Origin of the sequence: Cupriavidus sp. BIC8F, from assembly GCF_032465815.1 — a bacterium.
GTDB lineage: Bacteria > Pseudomonadota > Gammaproteobacteria > Burkholderiales > Burkholderiaceae > Cupriavidus > Cupriavidus necator.
Window position 1 is genome coordinate 2,793,576 of record NZ_CP136095.1, and the last position, 19,851, is coordinate 2,813,426.

General features: G+C 62.8%; 17 protein-coding genes and 2 pseudogenes. 9 read left to right on the top strand and 10 right to left on the bottom strand.

The window, feature by feature from the left end; translation table 11 throughout:
* Positions 1-1,179: an acyl-CoA dehydrogenase family protein gene (locus RS901_RS33010; RefSeq protein ID WP_316154870.1), complete on the top strand. Its 1,179-nt coding sequence runs from the start codon at positions 1-3 to the stop codon at positions 1,177-1,179.
* 26 nt (positions 1,180-1,205) lie between these two features.
* Here the strand turns inward: RS901_RS33010 and RS901_RS33015 are convergent, their stop codons facing one another.
* Entirely contained in the window at positions 1,206-1,883 is a 678-nt protein-coding gene (locus RS901_RS33015; RefSeq protein WP_316154871.1) for a LysR substrate-binding domain-containing protein, read from the bottom strand.
* Positions 1,884-1,963: 80 nt separating this feature from the next.
* Here RS901_RS33015 and RS901_RS33020 point away from each other — a divergent pair.
* From RS901_RS33020 to RS901_RS33055, 8 genes and pseudogenes are all read left to right on the top strand, one after another.
* Positions 1,964-2,383: pseudogene (locus RS901_RS33020) on the top strand (hypothetical protein); the annotation flags it as partial.
* A 799-nt stretch (positions 2,384-3,182) separates the two neighbouring features.
* Entirely contained in the window at positions 3,183-4,475 is a 1,293-nt protein-coding gene (gene cqsA, locus RS901_RS33025) for an alpha-hydroxyketone-type quorum-sensing autoinducer synthase (RefSeq protein ID WP_316157345.1), read from the top strand.
* Positions 4,476-4,483: 8 nt separating this feature from the next.
* Positions 4,484-5,806 (top strand): sensor histidine kinase, encoded by a 1,323-nt coding sequence (locus tag RS901_RS33030; protein WP_013952136.1) that lies wholly within the window; start codon positions 4,484-4,486, stop codon positions 5,804-5,806.
* Positions 5,807-6,097: 291 nt separating this feature from the next.
* Positions 6,098-7,123, top strand: coding sequence for an acetamidase/formamidase family protein (locus tag RS901_RS33035; RefSeq protein WP_316154872.1), 1,026 nt, complete (start codon positions 6,098-6,100; stop codon positions 7,121-7,123).
* Positions 7,124-7,156: 33 nt separating this feature from the next.
* Complete coding sequence (locus RS901_RS33040) at positions 7,157-7,366, top strand: XapX domain-containing protein (RefSeq protein WP_010812532.1); 210 nt, start codon at positions 7,157-7,159, stop codon at positions 7,364-7,366.
* Between the two features lie 14 nt (positions 7,367-7,380).
* The gene (locus tag RS901_RS33045; RefSeq protein WP_316154873.1) at positions 7,381-7,590 is read left to right on the top strand and encodes a DUF1427 family protein; all 210 of its coding nucleotides are present in this window, start codon (positions 7,381-7,383) and stop codon (positions 7,588-7,590) included.
* Positions 7,591-7,687: 97 nt separating this feature from the next.
* A pseudogene (locus tag RS901_RS33050) lies at positions 7,688-10,050 on the top strand (acetamidase/formamidase family protein).
* A 318-nt stretch (positions 10,051-10,368) separates the two neighbouring features.
* Positions 10,369-10,866: a hypothetical protein gene (locus RS901_RS33055; RefSeq protein WP_316154874.1), complete on the top strand. Its 498-nt coding sequence runs from the start codon at positions 10,369-10,371 to the stop codon at positions 10,864-10,866.
* 384 nt (positions 10,867-11,250) lie between these two features.
* Here the strand turns inward: RS901_RS33055 and RS901_RS33060 are convergent, their stop codons facing one another.
* From RS901_RS33060 to RS901_RS33105, 9 genes are all read right to left on the bottom strand, one after another.
* Positions 11,251-12,480 carry an ISAzo13 family transposase gene (locus RS901_RS33060; RefSeq protein ID WP_316149395.1) on the bottom strand — a complete coding sequence of 410 codons (1,230 nt, stop codon included), beginning with the start codon at positions 12,478-12,480 and terminating at the stop codon, positions 11,251-11,253.
* A gap of 509 nt (positions 12,481-12,989) precedes the next feature.
* Positions 12,990-13,796 carry an amino acid ABC transporter ATP-binding protein gene (locus RS901_RS33070; protein ID WP_316154876.1) on the bottom strand — a complete coding sequence of 269 codons (807 nt, stop codon included), beginning with the start codon at positions 13,794-13,796 and terminating at the stop codon, positions 12,990-12,992.
* 37 nt (positions 13,797-13,833) lie between these two features.
* Complete coding sequence (locus RS901_RS33075) at positions 13,834-14,481, bottom strand: amino acid ABC transporter permease (protein ID WP_316154877.1); 648 nt, start codon at positions 14,479-14,481, stop codon at positions 13,834-13,836.
* Positions 14,481-15,140: an amino acid ABC transporter permease gene (locus RS901_RS33080; RefSeq protein WP_316154878.1), complete on the bottom strand. Its 660-nt coding sequence runs from the start codon at positions 15,138-15,140 to the stop codon at positions 14,481-14,483. Before RS901_RS33080 ends, RS901_RS33075 begins: the two co-directional genes overlap by 1 nt.
* A gap of 24 nt (positions 15,141-15,164) precedes the next feature.
* Complete coding sequence (locus RS901_RS33085) at positions 15,165-16,052, bottom strand: transporter substrate-binding domain-containing protein (protein ID WP_316154879.1); 888 nt, start codon at positions 16,050-16,052, stop codon at positions 15,165-15,167.
* Between the two features lie 166 nt (positions 16,053-16,218).
* Positions 16,219-16,398 (bottom strand): hypothetical protein, encoded by a 180-nt coding sequence (locus tag RS901_RS33090; RefSeq protein ID WP_316154880.1) that lies wholly within the window; start codon positions 16,396-16,398, stop codon positions 16,219-16,221.
* A 13-nt stretch (positions 16,399-16,411) separates the two neighbouring features.
* A complete protein-coding gene (locus RS901_RS33095) occupies positions 16,412-17,428 on the bottom strand; it encodes a glutamate cyclase domain-containing protein (protein WP_316154881.1) in 1,017 nt (338 codons plus the stop codon).
* Positions 17,425-18,849, bottom strand: coding sequence for an aminotransferase class I/II-fold pyridoxal phosphate-dependent enzyme (locus RS901_RS33100; RefSeq protein WP_316154882.1), 1,425 nt, complete (start codon positions 18,847-18,849; stop codon positions 17,425-17,427). Before RS901_RS33100 ends, RS901_RS33095 begins: the two co-directional genes overlap by 4 nt.
* A complete protein-coding gene (locus tag RS901_RS33105) occupies positions 18,849-19,844 on the bottom strand; it encodes a glutamate cyclase domain-containing protein (RefSeq protein ID WP_316154883.1) in 996 nt (331 codons plus the stop codon). Before RS901_RS33105 ends, RS901_RS33100 begins: the two co-directional genes overlap by 1 nt.
* Positions 19,845-19,851: the final 7 nt, after the last annotated feature.

Sequence of the window (19,851 nt, forward strand, 5' to 3'; positions counted from 1 at the left end):
ATGATCCGCGACTCCGCCAGCCAGCAAGCGCTGCTTGCCGATATCCGCCGTTTCGTGCTGGAAACCTGCATCCCGCTCGAGGCGGAAATCGACCGCACCGACGTGATACCCGAGCCCGTGGTCGAGCAGATGCGCCGCCTCGGCCTGTTCGGCCACAGCATCCCCGAAGCGTACGGCGGCGCAGGGCTGACCACCGAGGAACTGGCGCTGGTGAACATCGAGGTCTCGCAGGCCGCCACCGTGTTCCGTGCCCGCTTCGGCGGCAATACCGGCATCGCCTCCGAATCGCTGGTGGCCGACGGCACCGAAGCACAGCGACAGCGCTATCTGCCGCAACTGGCCTCCGGCAAGGTGACCGGCTGCTTTGCGCTGACCGAGCCGGAAGCCGGCTCTGATGCGACCTCGCTGCAAACCATCGCAAGGCAAGATGGCGATCACTACGTGCTGAATGGCAGCAAGTGCTTTATCACCAATGCGCCGATCGCCGACCTGTTCACCGTGTTCGCCCGCACCGATCCCGATACGCCAGGCGCCCATGGCATCAGCGCCTTCCTGATCGAACGCGGCACCCCCGGCCTCAGCACCAGCGAACCGGAACGCAAGATGGGACAGCACGGCTCGCCCGTGGGCGATGTCTACCTGAAGGACTGCCGCGTACCGGCCAGCGCCATCGTCGGCGGCAAACCCAATGTCGGCTTCAAGACGGCAATGAAGGCGCTCAACAAGCAGCGCATCAACCTGGCCGGATTGTGCGTGGGGCCCGCCATCCGGCTGGTCGACGAGATGGTCCGCTACGCGGCGCAGCGCCGGCAGTTCGGCAAACCGATCGCGGACTACCAGCTGGTGCAGCAGATGATTGCCGACAGCAATACGGAACTGCACGCCGCCCGCGCACTGGTGCTCGACACCGCGCGCAAGCGCGACGCCGGCGAGGACGTGACCATGGAGGCGTCGATGTGCAAGCTGTTCGCCTCGGAGATGGCCGGCCGCGTGGCCGACCGCGCGGTGCAGGTATTCGGCGGCAGCGGGTATATGGCGCGCACCGTGGCCGAGCGCTTCTATCGCGATGTGCGGCTGTTCCGGCTGTATGAGGGCACGACGCAGATCCACCAGCTCAATATTGCGCGCAGGACGATGGAGGCGCGTGGGGCGGTGTTGGAGGGCGGCGGCGCGGGCTGATGGGCCCCGCGGGGCACACCCGCCGCTCAGCCGCCCCGCACCCGCCCCGCCTTCTCCGCCAGCGGCGAGCGCACGCGAAAATGCGCCGCCAGCAGCGCCGCGAATTCCTCCGCGATCTCCGATGGCGCGGAATGCCCGGAGAACGCCATGCGCACCTCCACCGGGCAGCGTGGTGCGAGCGGCACCACGCGCAAGCCGTGTCCGAATACAGCCGCTACATAGGGATTGACGATCCCTATGCCCGCCCCTTCGGCCGCCATCGTGCAGATCGTGCCTGAGTATGTGGTCTCGATGGTCGCCAACGGCTCGACGGCAGCTTTTTGCATGAGCCGCTGCACCGCCACGTGCAGCGCATCGTCCGCGTTCAGCAGGATCACGAACTGCCCGCGCAAGTCGCGCACGCGAAGGGTGTCGCGCGCCGCCAGCGGATGTTCCGGGTGCATGACGCACACCGCCCCCGACTGATGCACCACGTTGACATCCAGGTGCGGATGGTCGATCTCGCTGGTGGTCAGCACCAGGTCGTACAGGCCATGCAGCAACCCTTCGCGCAACTGGTGCCCGCCGACCGTTTGCAGGCGGATATGCACGTCCGGGTGGCGCTCGGTGAACGGCCGGATCACCTTGGGCATTACCCCCAGCCCGAGCGAAGGCGTGCAGCCGATACGCAGCACGCCGGTGCCGGACTTGCGCAGCACCGCCACGTCCTGCTCGATCCGCGTCCAGCCCCTGGAAGTGGTTCTGCACCGTGTCGAACAGGCGCCGCGCCTCCTGCGTCGGCCGCAGCCGGCCTTTCTGGATATCAAAGAGCTTCAGTTCAGTCGCCGCCTGCGTGTGGGGACCGCACGCGGGCAGCATCCACTACCACCTCTACCAAGACAGCCCCGGCGGCAAGGTTGAAGTCATCGGCGACGGCATCCTGACCGAGAACGGTCACATGACCTTCTCTCCCACCAACAAGCGCTGGCTGCTCAGCGACACCTATCCCGACGCACACACCAACGAGCGCGTGCTGTTTCTCTTCGACATGGCGCAGGGCGTGCGCCATGACCTGGGCAGCTACTACACCAGCCCGGACCTGAAGAAGGAAAACCGCTGCGACCTGCATCCACGCTGGAGCCGCGACGGGCGGCACGTGTGCATCGATTCGATCCATGACCCTGAGCGGCAGATGTATATCGTCGACGTTTCCGCGCTGACCGACGAGGCGGGCTCCGGGCGTAAGACGCCCCCGACGCAAGCGCCGCCGAGCGCGCCGGCACCGGCAGGTCCGGCGCGTAGGTGAACACGCGCAGCACGCTGCTGCCCTGTACCCCCTGCGCCAAAGGCACCAGCCTGGAAGCGCCATGGGCAGCGCCCCCCCCTTTCCGAAGCCACCCCCATCCCCTCCCCCACACGCCGCCAGCGACGTCACGCTGGCGGCGATTGCCGCCGGCCGCAACCTGCGTACCAGGCAGTCCCCCTTATTTCCCGCCCTTGGTGCCAAGTCCCATGTTGCCCCGATTCCTGGTTATGGCGCGCTGCCGCAGCCGCCTGCCTGGATACAGGGCGTGCAAAAAGGGCGTTCTTCACCAAGACTGATGATGAGCATTCGGCAGTCCAGGGCCTGACAAGGTCCCGCCAAGCGCAAGCCACGCCCGGCCCGGGCTTCAAGGGCCGGCGCAACAGGTAGCGCATACGTCACATAAGTGATGATAAAGGCATTTTGCAGCGAGAGATCGGCCAATCGGCCAGCGAAGGATGCGGCCACGACGCGGCTGTCTCAACCAGGCACCCCCCACTCCAAACAGACGTTGGATTGGTGGAAGTCCGGTCACAATCGCTGATTAAGGCTGGCACAGTGGTCGCTACGTCAACAGGACTCTCCCGACTTGTCAGCAATGGCACCTCGCCGGAAGGACTGGGTGCGGCCGCCTCGCGCGCGGACGGCATCTGTTGCCGCCACCACCATGCAGGGCCTTGCCACCGATCTCACTATTACCAGACCTGTAGAAGGAAAGCCGATGTTCTCCGAAGCCGAGCCTCCGCACTCGATGCACCACGCCTCTCGCGCCAAAGCCCCCACGCTGCCGCCATGGATCACGGCGCGGATGGCACAACATTTCGACGAGCGGATGGGCAAGCTCTGGGGCGGCGATCATTTGCTTCACGGACGCACGCCCGGGCCCGACGCGCTGCACCTGAGCAGCAACGACTATCTCTGCCTGCTAGGCGAATCCTCGCTGGTACAGGCGCAGGCGCGGGCCTTCCTCAATGAAGAGCCGGAGTTGCTGATGTCGTCCGTGTTCCAGCACGGCGACACCCCGCAGCGGCAGGTCGAGCGCAAGATCGCAGACCTGATGCAGGCCGAGGACGGGCTGATCGCCCAGTCGGGCTGGGCCGCCAACGTCGGCCTGGTGCAGTGCATTGCCGGGCCCGGCATTCCGGTCTATATCGACATGAACGGGCATGCCTCCTTGTGGGAGGGCATCATCGCCGCGGGCGCGCAGGCCGTGCCGGTGCGCCACAACGATTGCGAGCACGTGCGCCGCCAGCTTGAGCGCTTCGGCCCGGGCGTGATCATGGTGGACTCGGTCTACAGCACCACCGGCAGCGTGGCGCCGCTGGAGGACTATGTCGCCCTGGCGGAGGCATCGGGCAGCGTGCTGGTGGTGGACGAGTCGCACTCGCTCGGCACCCATGGGCCGTCTGGCGGCGGCCTGGTGCGCGCGCTCGGGCTGTCTGAGCGCGTACACTTCCGCACGGCCTCGCTGGCCAAGGCGTTCGCCGGCCGCGCCGGCTATGTTGCGTGTTCAACCGATTTCAAGGACTTCTTCGCGGTTGAGTCCCGGCCGGCCATTTTCAGTTCCGGGTTGCTGCGCCATGAGGTTGCGTGGTTCGATGCCGTGACGGATTTCGTCGCCACGGCGGATGAGCGCCGCGCGCGCCTGCACGCCATCACCCGCGACACCCGGGCTGCAATTGCCGAACTGGGCTACAACATCAGCGAAGGCTCCGAGCAGATCATCGGTCTGGAGGCGGGAACCGAGCCGCAAGTCAAGGTGCTGCGCGATGCGTTGCAGAGCCGCGGGATCTTCGGCGCGGTATTCTGTGCGCCGGCAACACCCAAGAATCGGGCATTGATGCGACTTACGCTGCATGCGAAACTTGCCGCCAATGAAATCGACCGCCTGGTCAGCGTGCTCGCCAGCATCCGCGACGAAGTCCGGCTGGATGAGTGGTCCTCGACGCGCCGGGCCCGGCGCAAGTCTCAAAATCCCACAAGCGGGCCGCTGGCAGGTTCCCGCGAGGAGTAGTCCTGGAGATGGATGCAAAGGTAGCGCAAGCGGAAGACGGCCGCACCTCACTTGCCGGCGTCGCCCGCCATGCGTGGCAGACCGTGTTCGAGACCGCCGCGCGGGCCACCCTGCTGGACGAGGAGAGCGTCATCCGGCTGCGCCGGATCCAGATGGTGGGCGCGCTGGGCGTGATCGGACACCCGCTGTACTACGTGATCTGGTCCTACATCTTCCCGCAGCCCTATGAAAACCTCTGGCTGCGCCTGGTCTGCACCGCGCTGTTCGTGCCGCTGCTGTTCGCCTCCGCCTTCTCGGACCGGCGCTGGCTGCCGCCCTATGCGCTCTTTGCCATTACCGTAGGCCTGCCGTTCGCCTTTATCTTCTTCTACCTGGAGAATGGCGGCTCCATGGTGTGGGCCGAATCGGTCATCATCGCGGTGGTGATCCTGTATCACTTCAACACCGCGTTCGCGACCATTGCCTTGTTCTCAGGGGCTGCGGCAGCCATCGCGCTGTTCGTGCTGGCGGGCAACTCCATGGGCGGAATCCCGTGGGAGCCGGTACTGCTGCAGCTGCCGGTGATCGGCTTTGTCATCGCGGTGCTGGTGGTGATCAAGATGGACCGCCAGCTGCTGGCCGAACAGAAACGGCGCGGGATGGCCGCCGCGCTGGCCACCGTCGCGCACGAGTTGCGCACGCCGCTGACCAGCCTGGCCATGACTGCCAGGGGCCTAAAGGCGCGGCTGCCGGCGGCCCTGGACCAGGACACGCCGCTGCGCGACGGCCTGATGCAGGCCGTCGCCCGGATGGAGTCAGACCTGGCCCATATCAGCAACAGCATTGAACTGCTGGTCGCCAACTCCAAGAACCCGGACAACGCCACGCAGGAGCTGTTTGAACTGGGCGGTGTGATCCGCGACGCTGTCGGCCGGTTTCCGTTTGAGCAGAGCGACCTGGAGCTGGTCACCGTCGACCTGCCTGGCCCCGCCTACGTGATGGGCAACGCCCAGTTGTTCGGGCTGGTCACGACCAACTTGCTGAAGAACGCGCTGGAAGCGACCAAGCGGGCCGGCAAGGGCACCATCCATATCCGCTGCGAGGTCCGGCCCGACGCCGTCCATGTGGTGTTCCGCGACACCGCCACGGGCGTGCCGCCGCAAGTGCTGGCCCGGATGTTCCAGCCCTTCTTCTCTTACCCGGCGCATCGCGGCACCGGCATCGGACTGGCGTTTTGCCAGAAGGTGCTGAACAGCTGGGGGGCAAGCATCAGCTGCCGCTCCGAGGAGCACGTGTTCACCGAGTTCGATATGCGCTTTCCCCGCAAGGGGAAATGGCCCGAGGCGCAATGAACTGAGGCTGGCGCCTGAGAGGGTTTACCTTAGTACGCAGCAACACAAGAGTTTGGGGTGAATCGCTCTACTCCCCCGCAACGCCCTCTTCCTAGTATTGACTCACCGCGCGGCGCGTGAAGGACTGCCGTGCGGTACCAGGCATACCCTGCCTGGCCACGAACCGCCGTTCTCAATCGCGGCGGTTCATGAGCATCACGCATAGCCAGTGTCCCTGATTACCTCAATCAATCCAGCCGTTTACCGCGTGAACGGCTGCGGACACGGCTGCAAAAAAACAAAGGAGACAACATGCTGCACGACCTGCCCGCCCGCCCCGAGACCGTCCACTGGGGCTACTTCGATGCCGCCAAGGCGCCCGCCCTGACCGTGAAAAGCGGCGACCTCATTCGCGCCGAAGCCGTGACCCACCATGCAGGCGACGCCCCCGACCTGATGATGGACGATGCCATCCGCCAGCTCTACCAGAAGATTCCCCAAGACGACCGCAACCCCGGCGTGCACATCATGACCGGCCCCATCTTTGTCGAAGATGCCAAGCCCGGCGATGTGCTTGAGGTTCGCTACCTGCAGATGATCCCCCGCTTCCGCTTCGGGGCCAATGTCGCAGCGCACTGGGGCCAGCTCTACCAGGAGTTCGAGAAGGAGCGGGTCACCATCTATGAGCTGGACCAGGCCTCCAACACCGCGCACGCGCTGTACGCCTTCGACTATCCCGGCAAGCTGACCATCCCCGGCAAGGTCGTCGACGAACGCGAATGCTGCCGGCAGCCCGCGCTGGCCGGCGTGCGCGTTCCCGTGCGGCCGCACCTAGGCACGGCCGGCGTCGCGCCCGATGCGCGCGGCCGCGTCACCACCGTCGAGCCCGGCCTGCATGGCGGCAATATCGACAACTGGCGCATCGGCGCGGGCGCCACCATGTACTACCCGGTGCAGGTCGACGGCGCGCTGTTCTCGATCGGCGACCCGCATATCTCACAGGGCGACGGCGAGGTCAGCGGCACCGCCATCGAGGCCTCATTGAACGTCCTGTTCCAGGTGGTCCTGCGCAAGGACTTCCACTTTCCGTCGCCGCTACTGGAAACGCCGGATTGCTGGGTCGTCCATGGCTTTCATGAAGACCTGGATGAAGCCGGCAAGAACGCGGCCCGCGACATGATCCACCTGCTGACCGAGCAACAGGGACTCTCGCGCGACGATGCCTATTCGCTCATGAGCGTCTCGGCTGACTTCGGCGTGACGCAGGTCGTCGATGGCACCCAGGGCATCCATTGCACCATGCCGCGCTCGATCTTCCCGCCCAAGGACAAGGGCTGAGCCATCAACGCAACAACAATGGGAGAGCGCCACATGCAATACGTCTATATAGGCCGCAACGAACTGGTTGCACTGATTGTCGGCCTGGTCACCGGCACGCTGTATTCCTGGCTGAACCTGCCGATCCCCGCGCCAAACGTCACCGGCGGGATCTGCGCCATCCTCTTCACCTACATCGGCTATCTGATCGTGCACGCGTGGCGCAGGACCATCGCCTTTGGGCGGCCGCCGGAAAGCCGCTGAATCATGCGCAATTCATGAAACTGGGGAATGACATGGTGGAAATTGCATTGGGCAGCACCGAGCTGCAGGCCGCAGCCGTTGGCTTGGTGACTGGCGTTATCTACACTGCGGTACGTGCGCCGATACCGGCCCCGAACGTGCTCGGCGGGATCTTCGCCATCTTTGGCACGTTTGCGGGATTCGTACTGGTGGCCGCGATGCGAGGGCAGTTGCTGTTCGGCTAGCGGATGGCCTGGCCTTCGCAAGAAATGCTTTGGATGCGCGGCGGACAGCAATGTCCGCCCGTTTTCGCTGTTGCAGCGTGATGCCAGGGAGCCTCAATTGCACCTTTTGCGTTTTTCCACCGAAGCCTATCCACGCAACCGGCGCGGCGCAGCCTGGCGTGACGAACTCCGCGCCGCACGCCTGCATTGCGAAAGCCTGTGCGCCGATCACACCCTGCACGGCACGATCCAGTCCCGGACCACCCCGCGGGCATCGAGCTGACCTGCATTGCATCGGTCCCCCAGACGCTGGCCATCACCAGCGGCGATGGCCGCGGCCTGATGCTGCTGATGCTGACCGAAGGCGAAGCGCACCTCGCTGCGCCGGAACTGCGTGAACCGCTGCGGCCGGGGCAGGTTGTCTGCGTGCCGGAACACGCCGCCCGCAGGCTGGCCCTGGCCACCAGCTTCCGGATGCTGATCGTGCATATCGGCCAGGCATTGCTCAGCGCACGCATCACGGCCCCCTTGCCTCGCTCCGCGCTGGTGTTGAGCGGCGACTCGGCGGAACTGTTCGCCCGCCTGCTCCAGTCCATGACGGCCAGCTTCGATACCATCGTGTCCGCAAACGCCAAGGCCATCCAGCCCTTCGACAACACCATGACCGCCTGCCTTGACGCCGCGCTGGCCGACAGCCAGCCCAGCGCCCCGCCGGACATGACGCCCTCGCGCGCGGCCATCTTTGCGCGCGTCTGCAGCCGTATCGACGCACGCCTTGCCGAGCCGGAACTCAGCCTCGCCGCCATCGCCGCAGACGAGCGCATGTCGGCCCGCTACCTGCAGAAACTCTTTGAGAAGTCCGGCAGCAGCTTTTCCGCCTACCTGTGCACCAGCCGGCTTGAGCGATGCCGGGCCGACCTGGCCAACCACCAATACGACAAGCTCTCGGTCTCCGACATCTGCTATCGCTGGGGCTTCAACGACCCTTCGCACTTCAGCCATGCGTTTCGCGAACAGTTCGGGATCTCGCCCCGCGCCTACCGTGAGCAGACGGCGAACACGCCCGAGCATCGCCCACCGCAGAATGTCTCCCGCGGGCTTCCGGCCCATGCAAAACGGGCTCCCGCCAGTCCTGGCGCGCCCGCCAACGATGGCTCTGCTGCGCGCCTGCAACCGGCGCCCACCATCGTCCCCATCACCCAGGCCCGCTCGCACGCCACCCGCCCGGAAGGCCGGCACCACTGGCTGCAGGCCACGGACAAGACCGTGCACTGGGGCTATCTCAGCCACGACCTGCCGCCAGTGCTTGAAGTCATGCCCGGCGACACCGTCACCATCGAAACACTGACGCAGCACGCCTCTGACGACCGGGAGCGCATGATCGACGGCGACGCCGGTGCCGAAAGCGTCTTTCACTGGACCGCAGAGCAGAAGAACGTCAACCGGCGCGGTGCGGGCCCCATCGACGCCTCGGTCTATGGCCGCGGCGCCGGCGAAGGCTTTGGCGTACATATCTGCACCGGCCCGGTCGCGGTGCGCGGCGCCATGCCCGGCGATGTGCTGGAGGTGCGCATCCTCGACGTGCGCCCGCGCCCGTGCTGCAACCCGCGCTTTGCCGGCAGGGCCTTTGGCAGCAACGCCGCGACCTGGTGGGGCTTTCATTATCGCGACATGCTGACCGAGCCGCGCGAGCGCGAAGTGGTCACCGTCTTCGAGATCGATTGCGAACGTGCCGACAGCCGTGCGCGCGCGGTCTACAATTTCCGCTGGATGCCGCAGCGCGATCCGTTCGGCGTGCTGCACCCGACCATCGACTATCCCGGCGTGCCGGTCGACCACGACACCATCGTCAAGAACTACGACGTGCTGCGCGATATCGAGATACCGGTCCGCCCCCACTTCGGCGTCATCGCCGTGGCGCCGGCGCAGGACGGCCTGATCGACTCCATCCCGCCCTCCAGCTTCGCCGGCAACCTGGACAACTGGCGCGTCACCCGGGGCGCCAGCGTCTATCTCAGGGTAGCCGTACCGGGCGCCCTGCTGTCGATTGGCGATCCCCATGCCTCCCAGGGAGACTCCGAGCTGTGCGGCACGGCCATCGAATGCTCGCTGACCGGTGACTTCCAGCTCATCCTGCACAAGAGCACCATGATCGAACGCGGCGCCCCCTTCGCCGACCTGAGCTACCCGCTGGTGGAAACCGCCGACGAATGGATCCTGCATGGCTTCAGCTCGCCGAACCACCTGGCTGAACTGGGCCAGATGGCACAGAGCCACATCTACCTGAAATCCACCCTAGACGACGCCATGCGCGACGCCTTCCGCAAGACACGCCGTTTCCTCATGTCGGTCAAGGGGCTGAGTGAAGACGAGGCGGTCGCGCTCATCTCCGTTGCGGTGGATTTCGGCATCACGCAGGTGGTCAATGGCAACTGGGGCGTGCATGCCATTATCAGGAAGGCGATGTTCAGCCGGAGCTAGCAGGCCGCGGCTAAACCTGTCCACCATTTGCCAATGGCTGGCAAGTGCTAAGACTCCAGAAAGACCAATAGCGTGCTCCCTCTCCCGCTTGCGGGAGAGGGTTGGGGAGAGGGCCGGAGTATCGACGAAGTGACGCGTGTCGGTATGCCGGTGCCTGCCCTCTCCCCCGGCCCCTCTCCCGCAAGCGGGAGAGGGGAGCAAACACGCAGCCGGGCCGGCTATTTCAGCAGTCTGCCAAGCGCCCCCACGCACGGCGGAACTCTGCCAGTCGGCCCCTATAGTATCCTCGCGGGTTCCCCGACCCGTACCACGAGATTGATGCACCACACCGACGACGCGCTCCCCGAGCACGAATCCACCGCCATCCACGAGCCCCGCCTCTGGCGAGACAAGGGCTGGACCGCCCGCGTCATCAAGAACGAGGACGGCGACGGCTGGGCAGTCGAAATGATCCGCGACGGCAGCGCCGAGCCCGCGCTGGTCGGTCCCTGGACCATGGGGCGTAACAAGGTCGATCCCAAGCCGCTGGATGCCACTGCGCACCAGACACTGGTCAAGACGGCTTCAGAGGTAATCCGGCGGCATGAGCAACAACTGCATGCGCAGCTCAACAAGCAGGTCAGTATCGAGTCTGAGTCCGGCGCTGTGATTGTGAAGCTCGCCATTACGCCGGATGAATTCGAGCCCTTTGGCACGCTCACGGCTGAAGATGCCTTCGGCGATGTGCTGGCGACTGTGAAGGTGCGGCCCGACTTTCGGCTGACGCGGGACAGCGCCGAGCGCTGGGCTGCTGGTGGGTTCGACAGGATTCGCTAGGCAACTGCCTGACAGCGAAGCGCCGGAAGATTGCGAATCGTCTGATCGCCACAGACGGCGGAGATGGGAACACTAGAGCCATCACCGAGACAACGGTGATCGGGTGTACCAACCCGGATCTCATTACAGGTGGCCGTCTGATACGGCCAAAAGTCGCACGTCCACATCCCTCAGTTTAATGGCGGGCCGGGCGGGGCAGCCGCAAGGCTGGCCGGACTATCCTGTTAATGAGCCGGTATTGGTACCCCCGCTGTCAGGCCCGCCACCCTTTTAATGCAGGTATCAGGCGGGTCTTCCAACTTTGATAGGAGCTCGCAATGCAGGAACAAACCGCGTCGAAACAACAACCTGTCTTAAGGATCCTAGCAAAAATAACTTGAACAATTACGTCTTGCGACGAGATGTTCGAGGTTTGATGCGGTAGTTCCACTCGCCATGAAATTCGTCGCGCTCAATGGCCACGGCAGCGAGTTCGGCGTCGCTGACCTTGATACCTGCGTCGTACATGTTCTCGTCCAGTTCCGCACGCACTTTCAGCCCTTCAGCGGTACTCACGCTGCCGATGAGGTTCACTACCACCTGACGCGTCAACAGCGGTCGGCCGCGCCAGTTGTTCGTGATATGGCAGAACAGGCGATGCTCGATCTTGTTCCACTTGCTCGTACCCGGCGGAAAGTGGCACACCTGCACAGCGAAACCGAGTTCGTCGGCCAGTCGCTGCAACTGCACCCGCCACAGCCGCACACGATACCCGTTGCTGCCACCGCAGTCGGCGGTGACCAGCAGTCGCCTGGCTTTCGGATACAACGGACGGCCCATCTCCAGCCACCAGCGACGGATGCTTTGAACCGCGAACTCGGCGGTGTCGTGGTTGATGCCCACGCTGACCCAGCCCTCGTTGGCCGTCACATCATAGACGCCATACGGGGCAACCTTGCCCAGTTCATCGTCGATGAAATCGTGCACACGCGCCTGCTCGGGTTGGCCCTTGGGCTGCCATTCGCGGCCAGCGTTCTTGAAATCGCCGATCAGCTCCTTCTTTTTCGTGTCCACCGAGATGACCGGCTGACGCTGGCGCTGATACTGCGCCACCTTGTCGGCGATGTAGTGGAACTGCGCGTCGCGGTCGGGGTGCTGCGCGCCTTCGCGTGTCTTGCGCACCGATTGCAAGCTGTAGCCCGTCTGCGTCAGCAGATCGCAGATCGTGCGCTGACTCACGCGATGCCCCAGCCGGTTGAGCTCTTCGGCCAGACGGGTGGTGCTCTTGCACGTCCATCGTAGTGCTGACATCGGGTCACCCCGGCTGGTCGGCTCCACCAGTGCATCCAGGTGCTCCAACAACCTCGCATCGAGCTCAGTTAGCCTCTTGCGCCCGCCTCCCGGGGCACGAATGCGCTTGGCCGTCATGTCCCGCGTCGCTCCACCGGCCGCTTCGAGTTCGGCCAGTCCCGCATAGATCGTGGTGCGCGAGATGCCTATCGCTTTGGCCACCAGACTCACGCCCCCACGCCCCAGGCTGCGCGCTTCGGCGGCGGCCCATAGGCGCAACGTCGCCTCATCAAGGCGCGCCTGCAGGGCCCGAAACTTCGCTTCGACTGCCTCGCTGATATCCATGTGCGCATCGTATAGACGCGAGGACAACTGTTCAAGTTATTTTTGCTAGGGTCCTAATCGCCAATCCGGAAGATTGCCGGGAATCGCTGAATTGCATCAGTGCTGGATTGGACAGGGTGCTGGTGCTGTTGGAAGTGGAAAGCGAATGTTCGGATGCTTGCTTTGGTATCCGGTGCCTGGTGGCGATGATTAAGGTGAAGTTTGACCGGACGGCGGGAGAGATTTGTCCGGTGGAGTGAGTGGGGATGCTAATGTGGCCGGGGGTGTTGCTCCGGCGGGATGCGATAACCGCAGCTTCGGGCTGCGGTTATTTTTTGGGGCTGGTACAGAGTTGGTTGGTCTGTCGCGTGGGCTGACGCATATCGGCCAGTTTCCGTCCTTGGACAGATCATCAACGCCGCCAGTTAAACGGCGGGTTCACTCCCTGAAACGGCCGGTGGTCAGCGACATCGAAATGCACACGAAATCCCTGACAACCCGATTATGCGTAGCCCTCCTCCCGCGCATTATCAAGCTGCGGCAAGGTGACCTTGACTGAAGCGCCGCACGAAGGCCTTAAACCGCTCCGTGGTTGGATTGGCGAAGACTTCCCGCGGGTTGCCGTCCTCGAGAATTTTTCCCTGATAGAAAAACAGGAGCCGGTCTGCAACGTCACGTGCGAACTGCATCTCGTGGGTGACGATAATCATCGTCATGCCTTCCTTGCTCAAGTCTCGAATTGTGCGAAGTACTTCGTCGACGAGCTCAGGGTCAAGCGCCGATGTAACCTCATCGAAGAGAATGACCTTCGGATGCATCGCAAGGGACCTCGCGATTGCGATGCGCTGTTGTTGCCCGCCAGAAAGCCGCGATGGATACGCAGACGCTTTATCCGCAAGACCGACCTTCTCAAGGAGGGCCATGCACTCGTCTCGGATTTCAGCCTTGCCCCGCTGATGGAACATCAACGGCCCCATCATCACGTTGTCCAGTGCGGTTCGGTGTGGGAATAGGTTGTAATTCTGAAAGACCATACCTGCAGTCATGCGCAGACGGGAAATCTCCGCCTCGGACTGCCGTACTCGCTTTCCGTGCTCAGCACCTTTTCGGTATCCGACAGGCTTTCCGTCGACATAAATACAGCCTTGCTGGAACTCCTCAAGAAAGTTGATGCAGCGCAGAAGCGTGGACTTTCCGGAGCCGCTCGGCCCGACCATAACCACAACCTCTCCTTCACGTACGTCGAAAGAGATTTCGTCTAGCACTCGCAAGTCTCCAAACCACTTCGACACCTTCTGGACCTGAATCATCGGTCGGGTTGCAGCTACGTCATTCATAGGACAGTCCTCAATTCTGATGCGATGGCCCGTGGCACTAGTCGAACTTGAGCCGCTGCTGCAGGTGCACAGCAAAGAGCGAAATCGGGTAGCAGATAGCAAAATAGATGAGCATCACCCCGGCGAACACCTGAAACGCTTCTAGGGTTCGCTCGACAACCTCGCGTGATGCGTACGTGAGTTCCCACACACCGACGATGGACGCATACGAGGTGCTCTTCACAGCAATCGAAGCGTTGGTCACTAGTGGGGGAGCCGCTAACCTCAATGCGAGTGGCAACTGCACCTTCCTCAAGATTTGGCCAGGCATCATTCCAATGCTTTTCGCCGCCTCAACCTGGAGCTTTGGAACTGCGAGAATCGCACCTCTGACAATGTCTGCGACGAACGCCGCAAAGTACGCTGCCAGTGCAATCGCGGCTGCGTAGACAGGTGGAAATTCGACGCCGAGCTTCGGCAATGCGAAGTACGCGACAAAAATGAGGACCAGAACCGGAACACCCCTTACTACATAGATGTACGGGGTGATGACCCACGAGGCGAACCGAGGCCCGATTGCCGCGGCACTTCCCAGCAAAGTACCAACGATGAAGCTAATCGCCACCGTGAACACGGCGAGTTGAAGCGTGACCACCGCTCCTTGCAGAAGGTACGGCAATGAACTGAGCAATCCTGTCGTGCCCATCACATCTTCCTCCGATAGTGACCTTCCATCGCCCGGAAGAAAAGGCTGACTGCAGTAGTCATGACCAGATAGAAGATGGCGACCACCACGAATACCTCATAAGAAGCGGCGGTTCTCTCCATCGTCAGCTTTCCGGTGAGGGTCAAGTCGATCACACCTATGCCGGCGACGAGCGACGTATCCTTGATGAGGACCGTCACCTGGTTGCCCAAGCTTGGAATGACCTTCAGCAACGCTTGAGGAAGAATCGCCCGGAAGAAAACTGCCTTGGGCTTCATGCCAATAGCCCGAGCAGCGTCCCATTGGGTTCGCGGTACCGATTGAACGCCGCCACGAAGCACTTCGGCAAAGTACGCCGCGCTCTGAATGGAGATGGCCAAAGCACCACAGAAAATTCCATCGAGGCGCCAACCGAGCAAAGGCAGGCCGTAGTAGGCCACCAGGATGAGAACAAACGTCGGCGTGTTGCGAAGGAACTCGATTACTGCGTATGCCGGTGCTCGCACCACGACATTGCTGGAGAGACGCATTGCCGCGACCATCGCACCGAGAACAAGCGCTCCAGGCAAACTGAGGGCAACCACCGTCAAGGTTGTGATGAACCCATCCGTGAACTCGCCCAGCATTGAACTGAGCCAGCTAATCCAAATCGATAGCATGTCGTCTCCCCCTGGCTGCTTCTGTTACTTCGCGTAGTACTTCGCGTTCGGAGGATTCCTGCCGAACCATTTCTGATAAATGGCGGCGTACTCCGGATAGAGCGAACCACCGCGCATCTCTGACACATACGTGTTCAGCGCCAGCCACCACGCAAAGTCGCCAGGCTTCATAAAGATGGCGTTGTTCGTGGCCGCGGACATGCGCTGGTCCAGGATGCGAACGTCCGGGTTCTGTTTCACATACCAGAGAGCGACCGGTTCATCCAGTTGCGCGGCATCTACCCGATTGGACTTTACCGCCGTGAACTGAGCGCCGGTCGAGTCCAATACCACCGGCTTCGCTTTCGGAAAGAACTGCTTTGCTCGGGCTGCCTGCACTGGCGTGGACAGGATGGCCGTGGAGTACTTTGTGTTGTCGAGGTCTGCGAACGTCTTGATGGGGGAGTCCTTCTTGACGATGACCACAATGCCGGAATCAATATACCCTTCGGTGAAGGCAACACGTGCGACGCGGTCCGGCAAGATGGTTGCGACATGGATGCCGAAATCCACCTTCCCGCTGTTCACATTTTCCCAACGCGCGGCCGAGCTTTGCTTGACGAACTCGATGCGCTCCGGCTTTTCATCGCCGAAGAGAGATTTGGCGATGAGCTTCGCCACGTCGATGTCGAAGCCCGTCAAAGCGCCCTTCTCATCTACGAAACCGAAGGGAGGCGACTCACTCGATACGCCCACCACGACCTTACCTTTGGACAGCACCGCGTCCAGCTTCGACGCCTGGGCGTGAGCCGGAGAGGTGAGCAGCGCTGCCGCTGCAATCGATAATCCCACGGTCAGACAACGGAACAGACGCTTTACGCGACTCTCTTCGGCAACCCGTCCCATGCCACAGCAGATTTGAGTTTCGTTCATTTTCTTCGCTCCTCGATGTGATCCGTCTCAAAGGCCAGCGGGCTCAGTGGCATTTCACATTGCCCGAAGGGATGCGCCCCGAAGCCAGCAGGGAAAAGTGCCGTCATAGTTCGCAACCCGTATGAGTGGTGTGGGAAGGCGAAAGCCCCCCGCCCCAAACTTCTTATTAGTTGTAGCCGAGCACTGCAACGTGGCTCAGTTCTTCATCGTCGGTGCCACAGTCCAGCCCGACACGCTGCCCCAGCGTCGCGAGCCGCGAATCCGAATACCGGTGCCACTGCTGCGGCTTCGACTGATTCGTCTCGTGGCGGTCAAGAATGTCTTGCGTTGTCGGGGTCGGTCTCATTGCGAATCTCCTGTTATCGAACGACAGGTCGAACAATGGCGCGAAGCATTTCGACCATTGCAAGGTGGCTGGCAACCGGAATGCCGTCGACATTCGGGTCGATAATTCCCATTACGGAATTAATGAGGCCGACGTCCACGCCCCTACGTAGCAGTTCTGCCTCCAGTTCGGGGGTGTGCAGAAGGCGTGCATCGCCCAGGCGCATGGCGAGTGCCGCTGCAATCGCATAGCAACCCCAGTTCGAACACGCAGCAGTGACCAGTACGTCAGCACCTGTCACCGCCCCGATGCCCGAGCCGCATCCACATGCACACTTGTCGCCAAACTTGACGTGCTCGCGCACCGCGTTCGCCACGATGCCCATGCCAATCTCGTTGCCGCCATCGCCGACTGCAACTGTCGGGATGCCTCGGCGAATGGCTTCATCGAAGGCAAAATCGATCCGCGCACGCTTCATGCCATAGTCGACGCCGCGCATGCTGTGATAGACACCACGCTCGCTACGGCCAACGCGCTCAGTTGAAAAGAAGAGAGCAGGCTTCAGTTCGTCCAGCACCTGCTTTGCTGCGTCTCTCGCTGCATCGTCCTCGACCGGGAAGCCTCGGAGCGAAACGACAGCCAGGCTGCCATCCTTGCAGGCAATCTGCGCCTGCTCGAACGGGAGCACTGTCAACCCTGCAGCCGTCAGCACTGCGCCGAGTTGGTCCAGCAGCGTCTCTTCTGCCAACACCACGCAATGGGCCTGCTTGGCGATAGCCAAAGCCCGCACGATGACTGCGAGTCCTGCGGGGCCATCGTTCTCGCCGACGTTCGGCGAAATCCAGGCCCGCGAGACCGACCCTGTTGTCACCAGCACGGTCGCGCTTTTCGGAACGGAGGCAAGTGCGTCAGCCGCTGCGCCGACCAAAGGCTGACCCAGGCGCTCCCGGGCTGCCGCAAAGAGATGTTCGACACCACGGCCGCCGATATCCAACGAGACCAGCTTGTCCAATCGGTCGTCGAATGCGCGAAACTCAGGTTTGCTCGTCATTGCGCCGCTCCCAGAACAAGTCGTGCAACAGCATCCCGGTCGTGAATAATCTTGGCGATATCAGTCAGGGACTTGTCCATCGCATCGATGACCGCTTCGAGGCCACCGGCTCGACGAAGCGCATCGAGCGTCGGCTTGAGTCGGACCGACACCCGCGCGCCCGGTTGGCCATGCGTGTTCACCGTCAGGACACCATGGTCACGCAGCAGGACCATGCCAAGGGCTGAAGTTGCCTCGCAGGGAACAACAGCCGGCTTGTCGTCCGCGCGGCCAGCACGCTCCAGCAGAATGGCCAGGACATCGTTCTCATCAATCATGGGGCCGAGGTCGCTGCGCTGAACCCGTTCCCTGCCAAGACGGTTCTGGAGCGCGGTCGCAAGGACCTGGCCGGCCTGCGCCTCCTTCTGAAGGTCTTCCGGAGAGTATTTCTGCAGGCTGCGCAGTACTGCTGCAGCAATCGGTGCGCGCGCTTCCATGCCAAACTCGGACGCCTTGGCACTGGCCGCCGTCACGAGGTCCTGGCGGCCGACTAGTACACCAGCGCGCGGGCCCGACAAGCCGGCTTTGTCACAGTTCGTGATGGAGATGTCCGCGCCGAGCTGAAGACTCAGGGCTCCTGCGTGCAGCACAGGACGCAGGCGGGCACCATAAGCTTCGTCGAGGAACACAATGGCGTTACGGCGCTTGGCAAAGTCCACCACCTGTGTGGTGATAGTGTCTTCCAGGCGTTCGAGACTGCTGGTTACCGTAGTCACCACGACCAGGCCCGGGCTCTCGGCCTCGATTGCGGAACGCCAATCCTTGTCGCCCTGGACCTCCACAAGCTTGACTTGAGCGATGCGAGCGCCGCGCACCACCGAAGCGTGCGACCGCCCCCCCGGCGGAACCACGGAGACAACCGTCTTTCCGGCCGCATTTGCCGCGATAGTGGCGATGATGCCGGCGCTAGTGCGATTGAAGATGGTCACACCATCCTCCGCCTTCCCACCCATATGCTTGACTGCGACAGCCCGCAGTTCCTTTGCGCCCAACCCAGGCCCCACCCATTCTTCGCACAGCGTCAGAAGGTCATCAGGCGAAACGGGAAAGTCGCGCTGATTGCCGGTGAAGATGCCAATGGACTCCGGACCCAGTTCGCGGACGCGAGCGGCTGCAACGGCTTGGCCTTGCTGCAGGCGGCGCGCCTCGTCGACGCTGGAGCGAATAATCGTGCCGCGAGCGAAGCCCACTACGGGATCAATCGGGTTGCCGAAGCTGTCCTGCGCCAGGCTGTCGACGTCGGGACGCTTGCCAGATGGGTTCTGCATATCAAATCCAATATCTGCTGATTGCGATTCCGGCGGACTCGCCGGCGCTGTTTCCTGCGTGGGCGGCCGCCCGAAGTCGTACAGCGCCGCTCCCGTAAGGGTGAATCCGTCCATTACCTGGACACCGTGACGATGCTGTTGAGGAGTCCTACGAATGACGCGTGCCCCTGCCAGTCAATCCCGTCGACCGCGCATTCAGCCAGGGAGGTCGCACCATCGCGTGCTCCCGCCTTGACCGTTGCCTCGATCAACGCCCGCTCCAGTTCCGGCGAGTGGATAAGTTCCGGCCTTCCAAGCGCGGAGGCCAGCGCAGCAGCGACTGCGTATGCGCCCCAATTTGAGACCGACGCACTCACGACGACATCCGTCGCTGCCGTCGTCACCACGCCTGATTCGCATCCGCGCAAGCACCTTGCCCGTAGCGGATGCACTGCCGAAATTTCGTCGCGAACCGCGCCAAAGCCGACTTCGTTTCCTCCGTCGCCAATCCCGACCGAGAGTATCCGCCGGCTCTTGGCTACTGCCGCAAGCTGATACACGTGAGCGACTTGCTCCGGCTCACGGCAGTCACCTCGGACGCCGTGGAAATGGCCTTCCACGTTGGGACCATCGCGTTCCACGAAGAGGACTGCCGTTGGGCTGTACTCGCGGACCAAGTATTCCGCGGCCATTTGGCCCATGTGCGCCCCCATAGGGAACGATTCGACAGCAACCTTTCCCTTCCCGCCCAGCTCGTCATTGACCACCAACGCTACGGCCGCAACTGGGGGCATATGGGCGTCCTCGGTAACCAGGATGGCCTTCACGCCGAAACCAAGAACCAAGGCTCTCGCCAGAACCGCGGCCCCAGGAGGGCCATCTGTTTCACCGAGTGGCAATTTCGGCGCGATGCCTGCCCCAGTTGCAATCAACACGGTGCTTCCTGGCTTTACCGCATCCATGAGCTTTCGCGCGGCGAGAGTCGTAAGCGGCAGTCCATGATGGCGCCGGCACGCCGCGTACATTGGGGCAACATACCCGGCAGGAAGACCACCACTCAGAGGGCGGATTTCGACAGTCATCAGTCTGTCGAGACGCTCGCCGACAATCTCATCGTTTTGCTTCAACACGACCGGC